General features: G+C 61.3%; 11 protein-coding genes, 1 tRNA gene and 2 rRNA genes. 8 read left to right on the top strand and 6 right to left on the bottom strand.

All coding sequences use genetic code 11. From position 1 onward, the window contains the following. The first annotated feature begins 122 nt into the window (after positions 1-122). The 3 genes from AC5STI_RS11950 to AC5STI_RS11940 all read left to right on the top strand — a co-directional run bounded on the left by AC5STI_RS11950 (position 123) and on the right by AC5STI_RS11940 (position 3,385). Positions 123-2,950, top strand: a 23S ribosomal RNA gene (locus tag AC5STI_RS11950). A gap of 199 nt (positions 2,951-3,149) precedes the next feature. Further along, positions 3,150-3,264: ribosomal RNA gene (gene rrf, locus AC5STI_RS11945) — 5S ribosomal RNA — on the top strand. Between the two features lie 44 nt (positions 3,265-3,308). After that, positions 3,309-3,385: transfer RNA gene (locus tag AC5STI_RS11940), tRNA-Met, on the top strand. A 482-nt stretch (positions 3,386-3,867) separates the two neighbouring features. Here AC5STI_RS11940 and AC5STI_RS11935 read toward each other — a convergent pair. The 3 genes from AC5STI_RS11935 to AC5STI_RS11925 all read right to left on the bottom strand — a co-directional run bounded on the left by AC5STI_RS11935 (position 3,868) and on the right by AC5STI_RS11925 (position 7,064). Further along, on the bottom strand, positions 3,868-5,418 hold the full coding sequence (locus AC5STI_RS11935; RefSeq protein WP_490399571.1) for a TRAP transporter large permease: 1,551 nt from the start codon (positions 5,416-5,418) through the stop codon (positions 3,868-3,870). Continuing rightward, positions 5,415-5,912: a TRAP transporter small permease subunit gene (locus AC5STI_RS11930; RefSeq protein WP_495446804.1), complete on the bottom strand. Its 498-nt coding sequence runs from the start codon at positions 5,910-5,912 to the stop codon at positions 5,415-5,417. The genes AC5STI_RS11935 and AC5STI_RS11930 overlap by 4 nt, the downstream gene beginning before the upstream one ends. A gap of 66 nt (positions 5,913-5,978) precedes the next feature. Continuing rightward, complete coding sequence (locus AC5STI_RS11925; protein ID WP_475047680.1) at positions 5,979-7,064, bottom strand: TRAP transporter substrate-binding protein; 1,086 nt, start codon at positions 7,062-7,064, stop codon at positions 5,979-5,981. Between the two features lie 204 nt (positions 7,065-7,268). Between AC5STI_RS11925 and AC5STI_RS11920 the strand changes: the two genes are divergently transcribed. The 3 genes from AC5STI_RS11920 (at position 7,269) to AC5STI_RS11910 (ending at position 10,323) form a co-directional block, all read left to right on the top strand. Beyond that, positions 7,269-7,970, top strand: a complete 702-nt coding sequence (locus AC5STI_RS11920) for a GntR family transcriptional regulator (RefSeq protein WP_495446803.1) — start codon at positions 7,269-7,271, stop codon at positions 7,968-7,970. Positions 7,971-8,319: 349 nt separating this feature from the next. Beyond that, positions 8,320-9,339, top strand: coding sequence for an AI-2E family transporter (locus AC5STI_RS11915; protein ID WP_495446802.1), 1,020 nt, complete (start codon positions 8,320-8,322; stop codon positions 9,337-9,339). 306 nt (positions 9,340-9,645) lie between these two features. Next, entirely contained in the window at positions 9,646-10,323 is a 678-nt protein-coding gene (locus tag AC5STI_RS11910) for a PRC-barrel domain-containing protein (protein ID WP_495446801.1), read from the top strand. A gap of 186 nt (positions 10,324-10,509) precedes the next feature. On the opposite strand, the gene AC5STI_RS11905 is transcribed toward AC5STI_RS11910, so the two are convergent. After that, on the bottom strand, positions 10,510-11,097 hold the full coding sequence (locus tag AC5STI_RS11905) for an exopolysaccharide biosynthesis protein (RefSeq protein ID WP_495446799.1): 588 nt from the start codon (positions 11,095-11,097) through the stop codon (positions 10,510-10,512). 208 nt (positions 11,098-11,305) lie between these two features. Between AC5STI_RS11905 and AC5STI_RS11900 the strand changes: the two genes are divergently transcribed. Both AC5STI_RS11900 and AC5STI_RS11895 read left to right on the top strand, forming a co-directional pair. Then, positions 11,306-11,794 carry a hypothetical protein gene (locus AC5STI_RS11900; RefSeq protein WP_495446798.1) on the top strand — a complete coding sequence of 163 codons (489 nt, stop codon included), beginning with the start codon at positions 11,306-11,308 and terminating at the stop codon, positions 11,792-11,794. Positions 11,795-11,804: 10 nt separating this feature from the next. Beyond that, the gene (locus tag AC5STI_RS11895) at positions 11,805-11,930 is read left to right on the top strand and encodes an entericidin A/B family lipoprotein (RefSeq protein ID WP_475047665.1); all 126 of its coding nucleotides are present in this window, start codon (positions 11,805-11,807) and stop codon (positions 11,928-11,930) included. Positions 11,931-12,171: 241 nt separating this feature from the next. On the opposite strand, the gene AC5STI_RS11890 is transcribed toward AC5STI_RS11895, so the two are convergent. Both AC5STI_RS11890 and AC5STI_RS11885 read right to left on the bottom strand, forming a co-directional pair. Next, a complete protein-coding gene (locus AC5STI_RS11890) occupies positions 12,172-13,656 on the bottom strand; it encodes a phospholipase D family protein (protein WP_495446797.1) in 1,485 nt (494 codons plus the stop codon). Beyond that, positions 13,634-15,397, bottom strand: a complete 1,764-nt coding sequence (locus tag AC5STI_RS11885; RefSeq protein ID WP_495446796.1) for a sensor histidine kinase — start codon at positions 15,395-15,397, stop codon at positions 13,634-13,636. The genes AC5STI_RS11890 and AC5STI_RS11885 overlap by 23 nt, the downstream gene beginning before the upstream one ends.

Here is a 15,397-nt window from a genome sequence, read left to right as displayed (position 1 = left end):
CAACAAGTTCCTGGTCACCGACATGACCGGGAGCGGGATAGTTTGCTTTTTGGTCCGGAATAAGGATGCGGTTTCTTACCAGCTTCCGCATCGTGGCAGATACACTGTCTTTTTCTGGATCAAATCAAGCGCGAGAAGGGCGTTTGGTGGATGCCTTGGCAGTAAGAGGCGATGAAAGACGTGATACCCTGCGATAAGCTTGGGGGAGCCGGGAATAGGCTTTGATCCCAAGATCTCTGAATGGGGGAACCCACCTGACAGATCGTTATTGTTACCTTCGGTAATCAATAATGGTTTGAACCAGGTACTTAAGGACTGAATACATAGGTCTTTAAGAGCAAACCCGGGGAACTGAAACATCTAAGTACCCGGAGGAAAGGACATCAATAGAGACTCCGTTAGTAGCGGCGAGCGAACGCGGACCAGCCGAGCCTGATAAGTGACCAGAATGCGTTGGGAAACGCAGCCAGAGCGGGTGACAGCCCCGTATGGGAAGCTTTGAGGGACGTATTAAGTAGGGCGGGACACGTGAAATCCTGTTCGAAGACCGGAGGACCACCTCCGAAGGCTAAGTACTCCTTACTGACCGATAGCGAACCAGTACCGTGAGGGAAAGGTGAAAAGCACCCCGGCGAGGGGAGTGAAACAGTACCTGAAACCGAACGCCTACAATCAGTTGGAGGCCCCTTGAGGGCTGACAGCGTACCTTTTGTATAATGGGTCATCGACTTGGTCTCACGAGCAAGCTTAAGCCGCTAGGCGGAGGCGCAGCGAAAGCGAGTCTTAATAGGGCGCATGAGTTCGTGGGATCAGACCCGAAACCGAGTGATCTAGGCATGGCCAGGTTGAAGGTGCGGTAACACGCACTGGAGGACCGAACCCACATCCGTTGAAAAGGATCGGGATGAGCTGTGCCTAGGGGTGAAAGGCCAATCAAACTCGGAGATAGCTGGTTCTCTGCGAAATCTATTTAGGTAGAGCGTCATCCGAATACCCCGGGGGGTAGAGCACTGGATGGGTAATGGGGCCCCACAGGCTTACTGATCCTAACCAAACTCCGAATACCCGGGAGTACTGGATGGCAGACACACGGCGGATGCTAACGTCCGTCGTGGAGAGGGAAACAACCCTGACCTCCGGCTAAGGCCCCCAATTCATGGCTAAGTGGGAAAGCAGGTGAGACGTCCAAAACAACCAGGAGGTTGGCTTAGAAGCAGCCATCCTTTAAAGATAGCGTAACAGCTCACTGGTCTAATCAAGATGTCTTGCGGCGAAGATGTAACGGGGCTCAAGCCATGAGCCGAAGCCGAGGATGCACATAGTGCATGGTAGCAGAGCGTAGTGTGACATAGTCTCATTCCTCCTTAGTATCTTCGGATACATTGGAGGAGAGAGGCTTTCGATGAAGCCGGGGCGTGAGCCATCCGGTGGAGAGATCACTAGCGAGAATGATGACATGAGTAGCGACAAAGAGTGTGAGAGACACTCTCGCCGAAAGTCCAAGGGTTCCTGCTTAAAGCTAATCTGAGCAGGGTAAGCCGGCCCCTAAGCCGAGGCCGAAAGGCGTAGGCGATGGGAATCAGGTTAATATTCCTGAGCCAGGAGGATGTGACGGATCATGAAGGTTGTTCGCCCTTATCGGATTGGGCGGGCCGCTGATTGGTCCCTGGAAATAGCCCTCCATCAGACCGTACCCTAAACCGACACAGGTGGACTGGTAGAGCATACCAAGGCGCTTGAGAGAACGATGTTGAAGGAACTCGGCAAAATACCTCCGTAAGTTCGCGAGAAGGAGGCCCGGGTTCAAGGCAACTTGGATCCGGGGGCACAAACCAGGGGGTGGCGACTGTTTATTAAAAACACAGGGCTCTGCGAAGCCGCAAGGCGACGTATAGGGTCTGACGCCTGCCCGGTGCCTGAAGGTTAAAAGGAGGGGTGAGAGCTCCGAATTGAAGCCCAGGTAAACGGCGGCCGTAACTATAACGGTCCTAAGGTAGCGAAATTCCTTGTCGGGTAAGTTCCGACCTGCACGAATGGCGTAACGACTTCCCCGCTGTCTCCAACATCGACTCAGCGAAATTGAATTGCCTGTCAAGATGCAGGCTTCCCGCGGTTAGACGGAAAGACCCCGTGCACCTTTACTACAGCTTCGCACTGGCATCAGGATTGTGATGTGCAGGATAGGTGGTAGGCATCGAAGCCGGGACGCAAGTCCCGGTGGAGCCTCCCTTGAGATACCACCCTTCGCACTCTTGATGTCTAACCGCGGTCCGTTATCCGGATCCGGGACCCTGCGTGGCGGGTAGTTTGACTGGGGCGGTCGCCTCCTAAAGAGTAACGGAGGCGCGCGAAGGTTGGCTCAGAGCGGTCGGAAATCGCTCGTTGAGTGCAATGGCAGAAGCCAGCCTGACTGCAAGACTGACAAGTCGAGCAGAGACGAAAGTCGGCCATAGTGATCCGGTGGTCCCGCGTGGAAGGGCCATCGCTCAACGGATAAAAGGTACGCCGGGGATAACAGGCTGATACTGCCCAAGAGTCCATATCGACGGCAGTGTTTGGCACCTCGATGTCGGCTCATCTCATCCTGGGGCTGGAGCAGGTCCCAAGGGTACGGCTGTTCGCCGTTTAAAGAGGTACGTGAGCTGGGTTTAGAACGTCGTGAGACAGTTCGGTCCCTATCTGCCGTGGGTGCAGGATACTTGAGAGGAGTTGCCCCTAGTACGAGAGGACCGGGGTGAACGATCCACTGGTGGACCAGTTGTAATGCCAATTGCAGTGCTGGGTAGCTATGATCGGACAGGATAACCGCTGAAGGCATCTAAGCGGGAAGCCCCCCTCAAAACAAGGTATCCCTGAGGGCCGTGGAAGACCACCACGCCGATAGGCCGGAGGTGTAAGCGCAGCAATGCGTTCAGCTGACCGGTACTAATCGCCCGATAGGCTTGATTTGATCCAGTAACAGACAGTGTTACAAAACCAAACAAGCAAACCATCCCAAGAACTTGGACTGTTGATTGTATTGCCTTCCGCTCGTGGAAACGTCTCGTGACGTAACTGGGGTGCGGCCTCTCGCGTATTTGCTCCGCAAACACGCTGACGGCCGCCAACCAAAAAAATCCACTCGCCGAAGGCAAGTGGATTTTTCTTGGTTTGGTGGCCACAGCACAAGTGAAACACCCGGTCCCATCCCGAACCCGGAAGTTAAGCACTGTCGCGCCGATGGTACTTGGGCTCAAGCCCTGGGAGAGTAGGTCACCGCCAAACCTAGTAAAATCCAATAAACTCTCTAAACGATCAATAACACCTGTCGCGGGATGGAGCAGCCAGGTAGCTCGTCAGGCTCATAACCTGAAGGTCGCAGGTTCAAATCCTGCTCCCGCAACCACCGTTTCCGACCAAGCCCTCGCCACCAGCGGGGGCTTTTTCGATTCAGGGCCCCCCAAGGCCATCAGTCCCGCCAATTCCCCAACAAGTTCAAGCTGATGCCCGCCCGCTGAATCCGCGTCCGGAACCATCCGCACCTCTGAAATCAGCGCCCGCAGAGCTGCCGTGGCTTCCCGCTTCACCTCCGGCGCGTTCAGCGACCGGGCGAGATCCTCGACCATCTCGCGGTAGCGCTGCGAAAGGCTGGGGTGCAGCCGCAGGGCAGGGGGCTCCGGATTGTCCTCGATGATCCTCTTCAGTTTAAGATCTCCCTCTCCTCCTTAAGAATGCGGTTCTCGCGCCGAAGCCGCTCATTCTTCCGGGCAGGTGACAGGCAACTGGCGAAGAGCGCAGGCTTAGCGGCTCGCGGCCTTCAAGAAGCGCCAATAAAAGGGGCTAATGTGCGCCCTTGCACCGCAAAGCATGCTGCAAGGGCGCGGCGGGTCAGAAAATTGCCGAAGGCAGCCAGGTCGCCAGCCCGGGGATCAGCCAGACCAGTAAAACCCCAAGTGCCTGCAAGCCGATGAACGGCACCACGCCCTGATAGATGTGGCGGGTGGTCACCTCCTCCGGCGCTGCGCCGCGCAGGTAGAACAGAGAGAAACCGAAGGGCGGGGTCAGAAAGCTGGTCTGCAGGTTAATCGCGATCAGGATGCCGAGCCAGACCGGGTCATGCCCCATCAGGATCAGCGTCGGCGTGACCAGCGGCAGCACGATCACCGAGATCTCGACGAAATCGAGGAAGAACCCCAGCACAAAGATAAACAGCATGCAGAACAGCAGCGCCCCGGATGGGCCGCCCGGCATGTTGCCCAGGATATGGGCCACCCGCTCCTCGCCGCCCAGCCCGATGAATACCAGCGAGAACATGCCCGCCGCCAAAATGGTGGCAAAGATCATCGCGGTCATCGTCGCGGTTGAGGTCACGGCCTCATGCAGGATGCGCTTCTTCAGCCCGCTGCGCAATGCGGCGAGCACGGCGATGGCGCCCACAGCCGTCAGCAGCGCGTAAAACAGCCCCGCCGCCAAGTCGCCGCTGCTGAGGTCGCTGCGCTGCAGGCGGATGGGATGCACGCCAGACAGGATGCCCAGCAGGATCAGTGCGGCAGCCCCCAGCAGGATCAGCCGGACCGGACCGCCCGCCCGCAGGCCCGCCATCAGCAGCGCGCCGATGGCTCCGACCGATGCCGCCTCCGTCGGGGTGGCGACGCCGCCAAGGATGGCGCCCAGCACGGCAAAGATCAGCAGGATCGGCGGCACCACAGCACGCACGACCTCGCCGCGGCTGGGGCGGGCCAGATCAGCCGGGGCAGAGGGCATGTCCTGCGGGCGCAAGAAGCCCCGGACCAGGACATAAAGAAGGTACAGCACAACCAGCACCAGCCCCGGCACCAGCGCCGCCGCAAAGAACTGGCCCACCGACAAGGCCTCGACCGAAAACTTGCCCTGCTCGTACTGCGCCTGCTGGTAGGCGTTCGACATCACGTCGGCGAGGATGATCAGCAGGGTCGAGGGCGGGATGATCTGCCCCAGCGTGCCGGCCGTGCAGACGATGCCGGAGGCGACCCGCGGATCATAACCCGCGCGTAGCATGGCAGGCAGGGCGATCATGCCCATCGCCACCACCGTGGCGCCGACAATGCCGGTTGAGGCCGCCAAGAGCGCCCCCACGAGCACCACCGAGATGCCCAAGCCGCCTTTCAGCTGCCCGAACAGCCGCCCCATGGTGTCCAGCAGCTCTTCGGCGATGCGGCTCTTTTCCAGGATCGCGCCCATCAGCACAAACAGCGGGATGGCGATTAGCACCTGGTTGCTCAGCAGCCCGAACGCGCGCTGGCCAAGCGCCCCCAGCAGCGAGATGTCCATCACCCCCAGCACCCAGCCGAGATAGGCAAACAGGACTGCAACACCCGCGATCGAGAAGGCTACCGGAAAACCCATAAGGATCGCTGCCATCAGGGCCGCGAACATGACCAGGTCGAGATATTCCGTCATTGGGGGGATCTTTCCGAAAACAGCCGGATCAGCAGGGCGATGGATTGCAGCATGACCAGCACGCAGAAGGCGGGGATCAGCGATTTCAGGAGGAACACGGCCTCCAAGCCGCCGACGGCAATCGGGCCTTCGAGGATGGCCCAGGAATTGCGGACCGAGGGCCAGGACCAGTAGAGCAGCGCCGCCATCGACGGTAGCAGCAGTACCAAGTGGCCGAATATGTCGATGCGGCGCTGGGTGCGAGGGCTAAGGCCCGCATAGAACACATCGACACGCACATGCTTATCGACCAGCAGCGTGTAACCGGCCGCCAGCATGAACAGGGTGGCGTGCATGTACAGGACGCTCTCCTGCGCGGCGATAGAGTTCACCCCGAACACATAGCGTCCGACCACGATGGCAAATTGCGCCAGCACCATCAGCAGTGCCAGCCAGCGTATTACCATTGCCAGCCCGCGGTTGATGCCGTCCAGTGCATCCGCAACCCGTAGCATCCTGCGTCTCTCCCCACTAAAAAGCCGGCGCCCGGTCTCCCAGGGCGCCGGCGGCCGTTGTACAGATCAGTAGCCCATCACCGACGCGCGAGCGTTCATCTGGCCGTTGTCGGCATAGGTCATGTAGCCGCCGACACTGTCGCGGTAGGTGAGGAAGCTTTCGGTGATCCGGCGCACCAGTTCGTCCTCGTCTTCCTGCAGCTCGGCAATCACTTCCTTGGCGGCAGCGCCCATGGCGGCAATCACGTCCTCGGGGAACATCTTTACCTGCACGCCATCCTCATCCACCATCTTCTTCAGCGCCTGAGCGTGTTTAGTGGTGTATTCAGTCCAGACCGGATTGTAGAGGCTCTCGCAGGCCAGCGACACAACCTGCTTGAGGTCATCGGGCAGCTCGGCAAAGACATTGGCGTTGACGCCGCATTCCTCGGCTGAGGAGGGCTCGCCCACACCGGGCCAGTAGTAGTTCTTGGCCACCTGGAAATACCCCAGCGCGCTGTCGGTCCAGGGTCCGATGAATTCGCCGGCATCCAGCGCGCCGGTCTGCAGGCCTTGGAACATTGCCGGGCCGCTGGTGGCCTCTGCCGCCATCCCCAGTTTCGAGGCCATCTCGGAAGCCAGGCCGGTGGTGCGGAACTTCAGACCCTTCAGATCCTCGGCCGAGTTGATCTCGGTCTTGAACCAGCCGCCCCACTGCGGGCCGGAGTTGCCGCACAGGAACGGCTTGATGCCGAAACGGCCGTACATCTCGTCATAGAGCGCCTGGCCGCCGCCGTGGTACAGCCAGCCGAACTGTTCATCCGCGCGCAGGCCAAAGGGCTGCGAGCCAAACAACAGGATGCCCTTGGACTTGGAGCCCCAGTAAGCCGGCACTGCATGGTACAGCTCCGCGGTGCCTTCGGACACGGCATCGAACACGCCGCGTCCCGGCACCAGCTCGCCCGCGGCAAACAGCTTCACCTCGATCCGGCCGCCCGACAGCGTGGTGATCCGGTCGGCCAGCATCTGCGCCGCCACGCCGGGTCCGGGCAGGTTCTTCGGCCAGGCGGTGACCATCTTCCACTGCATCTTGCCCTGGGCAATGGCCGGGCTGGCCAGTGCAGTGGCCGCTGCGCCCATAGCGCCGGCCTTCAGAAAACTCCGTCTTTGCATGTCTCCATTCCTCCGTCTGTCGGTGGATCTGCGGTGGCCGCGGGCCGGTGTCGCAGACTCTTTATTGTTTTGTAAGTGCTTTACATTAATATGTAGCTACATATTCTTGTCAATCACGGTTGCGCGGTTCGCGTTCGCCTTTCTGCGCAAGATGAAATATGGAGCAGCAGCGCACATTGTCCCGCGCGGCCTGGGAGATGAATTTTGACGGACAAGCGGCGTCATTCCTGGACGCAGATCCGGGACAGCATCCGGCAGATGATCCTGGATTCGACCTACGGGCCCGGTGACAAGCTGCCGCGAGATGAAGAGTTCGCGGCTCAATTCGGCTGTGCCCGCTCTACCGTGCACCGCGCCATGCGGGACCTGGCCGAAAGCGGAGTGGTGGAACGCCGGCGCAAGGGCGGCACGATGGTGCGGCGCGATCCCGTGACCCGCGCAACGCTGAATATCCCGATCACCCGGTTGGAGGTCGAACAGAAGGGCAGCGTCTACCAGTACCAGTTGATCCGCCAGTCCGTGCAGGCGTCAACCCCGGCCATCATGGCCAATTTCGGTCTGCCCGAGGCCCGGCCGATGCTGCGCGTAGAGGCGCTGCACCTCTCCGACAGCCGTCCCTACATCTTCGAGGACCGCTGGATCTGCCTGGAAACCGTGCCGGAGATTGAAGCCGTCGACCTGACTCGCGAAAGTGCAAATGAATGGCTGGTCCGCAACCGTCCCTACTCGCGGTGCGATTTGCGCCTCTATGCACGGCCCGGAACCGAAAGCGACTGCGAGGTGCTTCAGAGCAAGATCGGCGATGCATTGTTCGTGATGGAGCGCACCACGTGGATCGGGGATGATCCGATCACCAGTTTGCGCGCGGTGGCGCACCCGGGCTACCAGCTGTTCACTCAGGGCTGACTGCACGGGGCGCCAGGGAACCGAACCGGGACTGCAGGCGTTTGTCCCAGAACGGGCGGTCACCTGAAACAGACGGGCTTGGAACCAATGCCGGACTCATCGATAAGGAACAAGAAGGTTGCACAGCCTGTTCAGCGCGTGCCCGCCAGCTTTTTCGCATTATAAGTCCGCAGATGCCCGCACCAGCGTGACCCGGAGCGCCGTGAATTGCGCGTCAGCTTGCGCGAATAAGGCCAAAAGGCCAATGTCATCAGGGAGGTCTTCCATGCCAAATGATCACACCGCAGCCGCGCCGCAGCCGCTCGAGGCTTGGAAACGCAAGCAGTGCCGCGGCACGGGACGCTAGACCATGTGGGAAACAGTGATCGCCAAGCGCTCGGTCCGTGTGATGCTGCTGATCATCACCCTGATACTTCTGGGCGCTGCATTGTATTTCGCCAAGCCGGTTCTGGCGCCAGGCGTCTTTGCCATGGTGGTCGGGGTCGTGGTCGCGCCGCTGGCAGACCGGCTGGAACGGATCGGGGTCAGCCGGGTTGCGGTGGCCAGCAGCCTCTTGATCCTGTCCATCGCGCTGCTGGCATTGCTGATCCTGTCGCTGGACCCGCTGCTGACATCGCTGGCCAGCCAGATCCCCAAGATCAAGTATGAAATCCGCGGCTGGCTCGACATGGTGTCCGGGCTGCTGCGCGGTATCGAAAGCATCAGCACCGAGATCGAGGAGACAATCGGCGCAGCGGACGCGGAGACCGAGGAAGAGGGCGGCGGCCTGCCGACACTGACGGACGCGCTCTGGCTGGCGCCGAACTTTGGTGCGCAGATGTTCATTTTTGCCGGCACGCTGTTCTTCTTCGTGCTGACCCGGAATGAGCTTTATGAAAAGGCCGGCAGCTTTACGGCGCGGTTCTTCCGGGCAGAGCGTGCAGTGGCGCGCTACTTTGCGGCGGTTACGATCGTCAATGGCGGGCTGGGCCTGCTCACGGCGGCGGGGCTTGCGGTAATCGGCCTGCCGGGCGCTTGGATCTGGGGCCTAGCGGCGGCCATCTTGAATTTCATTCTGTACCTTGGTCCGCTGATCATGATGGCCGGGCTCGCAGTGGCAGGCCTGACGCAAATCGGCGGCGCAGGCGCCGTGCTGCCGCCTCTTTTGTATCTCGCGATCAACCTGACTGAGGCGCAGTTCGTCACCCCGGCTTTTGTCGGCCGCCAGCTGGACCTCAATCCGCTGATTGTCTTCTGGGCCATTGTATTCGGGTTGTGGATCTGGGGGCCGGTCGGTGCCATCGTGGCGCTGCCGGTTCTGCTGTGGTGCGGCCGTATGCTGGCGCCTCCGCCAGGCACGGCGGAGGCGGAAGCTCCGAAGCAGCGGTAGCCGGGCCCGGGCAGGCCCCCTTGGCTGGACCCGCCTTTCTGCTTTCTGATGTGCCGGGCGGCGGACTGCCCGGCACATCCGTTTTTCACCCCCGCAACCATTTGCTTCCAGCGCTTGTGCTGCCGCGGTTTCGGCCGGGGCCTGCCGCTTTGAGGCTGTCGTCAGCAATGATTTGCCAGCAGCGTCCCCGCATAAGGCCATTTTCTAAAAAATTTGCCGGACGCGGGAACCAAGCGGTCCTGCCGGGGGTTATGTGGCTGTAACTCAAGCGCGCAGATGAGTGAAAATGCTAAGGAGATCAAAACGATGAAACGTCTTATGCTTTCGACTTCGCTGATCGTCGCAACCGCCGTGCCCGCCTTTGCAGGCACCGAAACCGAAGCTTCCGGCAGCGCCGAGGCCGAAGTCCAGCTGGAAACCCCGGCCGTTGACGCCTCCGGCGAGACCAGCGTCTCGGGTGAAGCTCAGGCTGACACTGCTCCGCTGGAGCAGGAGGCCGAAGAGCTGGCAAATGAGGCTGAAGCTGAGGCATCCGAGCTGGCGAATGAAGCTGAAGCCGGCGCCGCCGAAGTGGTAAACGAAGCTGAAGCCGGTGCTGAAGCAGTGGCGAATGAAGCTGAAGAGCTGGCCACCGAGACCGAAAATACTGCTGAGCAAATGTCGGACGCCGTCAACCCTGACGCGGACGGCCCGGCCATGGAACCGCTGGCTGACGGTGAGATGACCACCGAGGCTCTGACCGGTGCTTGGACCTATGACTCCAATGATGAGCACATCGGCGAAGTCTCGCAGGTGATCGTGAACACCAGCGGCAGCGTTGAAGCGGTTATCATCGACGTTGGCGGTTTCCTGGGTATCGGCGAGAAGCCGGTTGAACTGACCATGGGTGATCTCGACATCGGCAAGGTCGATGGTGACATCCGCGTGAACACCCATCTGACCCGCGAGGAACTGGAAGCTCTGCCGGAGTATAAGTCTGAATAACACTCCCTTTCTCAAAGGGGCCTCCTGGCCCCTTTGACAGCCGCCCCGTTTGCCCCCCGTCCCTCTGCCGGTTTCCTGCCTCGTACCGGCGTTTCGGGCAAACAGCACTGCCAGGCGGCCCTTCAAGGCCGGGTTCCAAAACGGAACCCGGCCTTTTGGGTTTCTATAGGGGGCGGCTATCTGGTATCAGACCAGCCCGGCGGCCAGCGCTGTCGCAGCAGTGCCCAGTCCGGTCAGAGTCAGCAGTGCAATCAGCCCGTCCCTGGTCAGCATCGCTACCGCCAGCAGGCTGACAGCCGCGCCCAGAACCGAAGAGGAGAAGGGCACGATCTCAAGCAACGGCATCAGCGCGCCGCAGATCAGGCAGACCAGCCGGATGACAGTCAGAAACGGCTGACGCAGCAGTGCAGGCAGGCGTTTGCCCGAATGCCGGTCCAGCCACTGTGCGGTGCGGCGCATGGCGGCGGTCATCTTGCGCACGGAGCGGCCCTCGATCCTGCGGCGGCCCAGCCATTGCGGCAGCCACAGATGCGACCGGCCCAGCAGCATCTGTCCCGACACCAGGCAGATCAGGATGCCGCATGCGGACGAAAACAGCGGCACTCCGCTAAGCGGCGAAACCACGGCCAACGCCGGAACCGCCAGAACCGCCGAAAGTGAGCTGTGCCCAAGTTCCTCGGTCAGTTGGGCGACGGTGACCGGTCCGTTGGTCTGGCGGACTATGCGGCTTGTTTCCTTCAGGACCTCGGCAACGGGCTGTTTCGGAGAATTCATTGGTTTCTGCCTCTGGCTGCTCTTGTGCGCAACACAAACGCACGCGCCCGGCGGCGGGTTCCGCGTGCAAATGACCTAGGGCATTAAAAAATCCGTGCGGAACAGGTCCGGGCGAGATTTTCATTTAGAAATCAGGAACCTTTCAGATGGCCTGTGCGTTTCTGTGTTGCATCCCCAAGAGGGACAAATATGGAAAGGAGCACATAAGATGACTCACCTGATCCGCACCACCGCACTTGTTGCCGCCATGGCCACCGCAGCTGCTGCGGGCTCCCAGGTTTCCGAGATCGACGTGACCGCCGACCTGAGCGCGATCGAGAATTATCAGGCCGCCAAGGTCTGGACCAGCCTGGAGACCGACCTGGAAACCGCCCTCGCCAAAAACCTCGTGGGCCAGATTGCGGGTGAAGATGCCGGAGAGGCTGCGGAAATCCATATTGAGATCGACTCCGTTGCCCTCGCCAGCAACTTCCAGCAGGCGCTGGGCGTTGGCGAATGGATGCTGAAAGGCGATGTGGATATCGACATGCCGGACGCCTCCAAGGATATGCGCTATGACCTCACCGTCTCGGCGGATCAGGTCAACACTTACTACCCCGAGGGCACGGACCCTGCCTCGGTGAGCGTTGACAGCGAAGTGTTCTACAATGCCATCATCGACGCCTTTGCCAGCAATGTCGCGTCGAAACTGAAGTAAGGAGGCAGATATGCGTATCATGATCGCGCTTCTGGCACTGGCGGGACTGGCCGCCTGCGAAACCGCCGAAGGTTTCGGACGGGACGTGTCGAACCTCGGCGACGAAATCACCGAAGAATCTCAGGAAGCGCAATAAGCCGCTTAGGCGCTTTCTGGGCAACTGAACCAACCCGGCAGCTTTGCGAGCTGCCGGGATTATTATTTTTGCAAAGCGCGGAACCTTTGCGGGACCGGTGCGTTACTACTGCAATAAAACGGCCCAAAGTCCTCCCCCCTAGTCCGGTTTGATCCGGAAGATTTGGGCCCCCTCCAAGGCACCCGGGAACACGCCGGGTGCCTTTTTTTACCGCCGCAGGCGACCCCTGGGGGTTGGGGGGTCAGACGATGTCCTCTGTGGCGCCCGGCAGCGGCTGCTGAAGTTCCGCCATATTGCCTGGATCATGCGGCACAAGCAGCCCGCGGCGGGCTTCCGGGCGGCGCACCTGATTGCGGCGGACCTCCTTAAGCCACCAGGCGGCAGCATGGGCCGGGTCCAGCGCCTCGGCTGGCAAATCCTCCTGCCACCAATGCTGCGCCAGCTCCCGCCACAGCTTTTCGATCCGCGGGCGCTGGCTGATCCGCAAGGCGGCCTCGGTGTCCCAGCGCATTGACCGCCCGTTCAGATTGGCAGACCCGACCATGGCGAAATCCCGGTCGGTGACCAGCACCTTGCTGTGCAGATAGATAATTGGCGACCCCGACAGCACCGCAGGGGTGTCGCGGGCGGCCATGCGCCGCTGGACCGGGCTGGCGATACAGGCGCGGGTGCCAAAGGCCTCAGTGACTCCTTGAAGGGCTTCCGCCTGCAATGCCATGCCATAACGCGCGTCCAGATCGCGGTTGCCTTCAAAGGCGACGTCGTCGGGCAGCGCAGGCAGGATCAGGATCAGCGACAATTCAGGATTGCGGCGCGCGGCGTTCGCCAGCCCGCGTGCAATCAGGCTGGACCGCAGGAACTGGGACTCCAGGTAAATCAGGTTTTGCGCCCGGTCAAAGGCGGCCAGGTGGTCCTCTTCGATTTCCTTCAGCATCGTGCGCGGCGACAGGGCCCAGAAGCCGGCACGGCGGGGGGCCGACATCGTGCGGCGGACAAGCTTGCCTGCGGGCGGCTGCTTGCGCAGCGCGATTTCATCCCGGAACCGCTCCAGGTGGCGGGCCGCCTCTTCGGCTTCGGGGCCGCGCAGCATCAGCTGCACGTCCGCCCAGGTTTCATGGGCCGGCAGGTCGTGCTCCAGCGTGTCATAGCGGCGCCGGTTCAGATCCAGCCCGCCGATATACAGAACCTCCCGGTCGATTACCGCAATTTTCTGGTGATGCGATACCGGGTACAGTTGCGGCAGTCCCGGGCGGCTGGCCGCCGCAGGCCGCAGCCGCGGGGGCAGCTTGCGCAGTTTGCGCAGCACAAAGGGCGAAAAGGCGAGCCGCGGCAGCAAACCCGCGCGCGTCGGATGCAGTGACGCTGCGACTGACAGCAGCGCTGCCTGCTCCGCGGGCAGGCCGGCCATGATCTCCTGTGCCTGCGTCAGCGTCTTTTGCGCCGCGGCATGCAGCGGTGCGGCCATCACCGGGTCGAAATCACTGACCACCAGCTGCACCCGCACGCCGCGCCGCAATGCATCTGCTATCAGGTCCGCCCAAGTTTCGCCGGTCTCACGTGCCTCCGGGCTGAGCAGCTGGGTGGCAAAATCGAACAGGCGGAAACTGGCAATGAGCTCGCGCTTCGCGCCCAGCACCGCGCGCTCAAACGCAGGCCAGGCCTCCTCGGCAGTAATCAGCACCTCGAAATCACCGTGGTGCTGTTCAGGTTGCGGCTCCTGCGGCATGTTTCTCCTGATCTTGTGACGCTGCTGCCGGCGGCACGGCCCCGGCTACAGCAGGGAAGTTCAGCTTGTAGGTATGGCTGTTGTCAGTTTCGTAAATGGTGGCCTCGCCCTCGAGCTGGGTGGCAAAGGCCATCATCAGCCGGGCACCGACGCCCGTTCCGTCCGCGGCCTCCTCAGGAGGCATCACGGGCCGCCCCTTGGTGTTGGTTATCTCAAGCTCCAGCCAGTCTTTTGCCGTTTCGCGCAGGCTGACCAGGATTTCCGGTTTTCCGCCGTCAGGCACACCGGCATACTTGAGCGCATTGGTCATCGCCTCCGACACCAGCATTGACAGCGTCACCCCCTGGTCCTGACTCAGCGGCACCTGCGCGAGATCTGTCCTGATCGAAAGTTTCTGGCCCGCGCCGGGGAGCATCGCGCCGATTTCCGAGATCAGCGCATCAATCAGGTCACGGCTGTCGACGGTGGTGACATCGGGATTGGTGTTCAGGCTCCGGTGAATGGTTGCCAGGCCGCGCACCCGCCGCTGCAATTGCGCCAGCATCCGCCGGGCCTCCGGCGTCTGCGCATTGCGGCTTTGCATATTCATGATCGAGGCAACAAGCTGCAGGTTGTTCTTCACCCGGTGGTGAATCTCGCGCAGCAGGACGGTCTTCTCTTCCAGGTCCAGCTCGCGCCGCCGCTCCGCTTCGCTGAGGATGGCTACCATCCGGTTGAAGGATTGCTGGGCTTCGGCGAATTCGCGCGGAGGAGAGATAAGCTCCAGACTGGCATCTTCACGCTCCCCCAGCGCATAGCGGCGCATCGCCGTGCGCAGCGCGCTCAGGTGACGGATCACCATCCGCTGCAGTCCGAAGATGGCAACGGCAATCCCCGCAAGCCACATCAGCACCGGGAACGCCAGCGTCATCAGCGACGCAGGGTTTGTCGCCGCCGACGCGGCGTGTTCCACTGGCCAGCTGCCAACCACAAAGACCTGGCCGGGAAGGATCTCGCTCACGGCAAAAAACCGTTCCTGGCCGGAGCGGGCATCCTCAAAAAACGTGTCGCCGATACGAGCCGCCAGTTCCCGTCGGGGGATTGAGACCGGCAAAGCCAGTGACGCCCGCTGTTCGGGAACGCTTGCGGACAGAATTTCGCCCTGTGAATCCACGGTGACATACTGGATGCCTTTAAAAGACAATTCGTCGCCATTCGGCTCAGCGCTGACCTTATGGGGAATTCCAATCGACACGTATCCCATCAGGATGCCATCGCGCAGCACCGGGCTGGTCGCCAGCAGGTAGCTTCTGTCGGCCCCCAAAAGGTCGCGGCTCAAAGCAAAGGACAGCCGCGGGGATTGCCGGGCCTTCAGATACATCCACCTCTTGGAAACGTCCCGCACCTTCCCGTCGGACGCGCACTCCATCTTACCTTCGGGCGACATGAAAGCGGCAAAGGTAAAGGGGTTCGCGCCTTCGTTAAAGGCTTTAAGCATCCGGATGCAGGCGTCGCGGTCAGCGACCACGGGCAGGATCGAAGCGGCCAGCCCCTCGGTGGCGCCGCCGGCCCGTTGCAGCAGCTCCCGCTCCCTGGACGCAGCCCTCTCGGTGCGGTCCAGCAGCGAGGCGCGGGACAGCCGTGTGGCTTCCTCCACCACAGCGTTGGTTTGGTACAGCGCAATCAGTCCGAGCGGCAACAGCGCAAGCGTCATCACCGCCGCCAGCCGGACCAAAAGGCTGCCCGCTTGCAGCCGGGGCAT

The sequence above is a fragment of the Leisingera sp. CC-HEC096 genome, assembly GCF_059429235.1.
This window is presented reverse-complemented; position numbering and strand designations above follow the sequence as displayed.

What these genes read in the sequence shown, in the direction of transcription:
- AC5STI_RS11915 (WP_495446802.1), top strand. Translation starts at nt 8,320, where the DNA reads ATGTGGGAAACAGTGATCGCCAAGCGCTCGGTCCGTGTGATGCTGCTG.
- AC5STI_RS11910 (WP_495446801.1), top strand. Translation starts at nt 9,646, where the DNA reads ATGAAACGTCTTATGCTTTCGACTTCGCTGATCGTCGCAACCGCCGTG.
- AC5STI_RS11890 (WP_495446797.1), bottom strand. Translation starts at nt 13,656, where the DNA reads ATGCCGCAGGAGCCGCAACCTGAACAGCACCACGGTGATTTCGAGGTG.
- AC5STI_RS11925 (WP_475047680.1), bottom strand. Translation starts at nt 7,064, where the DNA reads ATGCAAAGACGGAGTTTTCTGAAGGCCGGCGCTATGGGCGCAGCGGCC.
- AC5STI_RS11900 (WP_495446798.1), top strand. Translation starts at nt 11,306, where the DNA reads ATGACTCACCTGATCCGCACCACCGCACTTGTTGCCGCCATGGCCACC.
- AC5STI_RS11895 (WP_475047665.1), top strand. Translation starts at nt 11,805, where the DNA reads ATGCGTATCATGATCGCGCTTCTGGCACTGGCGGGACTGGCCGCCTGC.
- AC5STI_RS11930 (WP_495446804.1), bottom strand. Translation starts at nt 5,912, where the DNA reads ATGCTACGGGTTGCGGATGCACTGGACGGCATCAACCGCGGGCTGGCA.
- AC5STI_RS11905 (WP_495446799.1), bottom strand. Translation starts at nt 11,097, where the DNA reads ATGAATTCTCCGAAACAGCCCGTTGCCGAGGTCCTGAAGGAAACAAGC.
- AC5STI_RS11935 (WP_490399571.1), bottom strand. Translation starts at nt 5,418, where the DNA reads ATGACGGAATATCTCGACCTGGTCATGTTCGCGGCCCTGATGGCAGCG.
- AC5STI_RS11885 (WP_495446796.1), bottom strand. Translation starts at nt 15,397, where the DNA reads ATGCCCCGGCTGCAAGCGGGCAGCCTTTTGGTCCGGCTGGCGGCGGTG.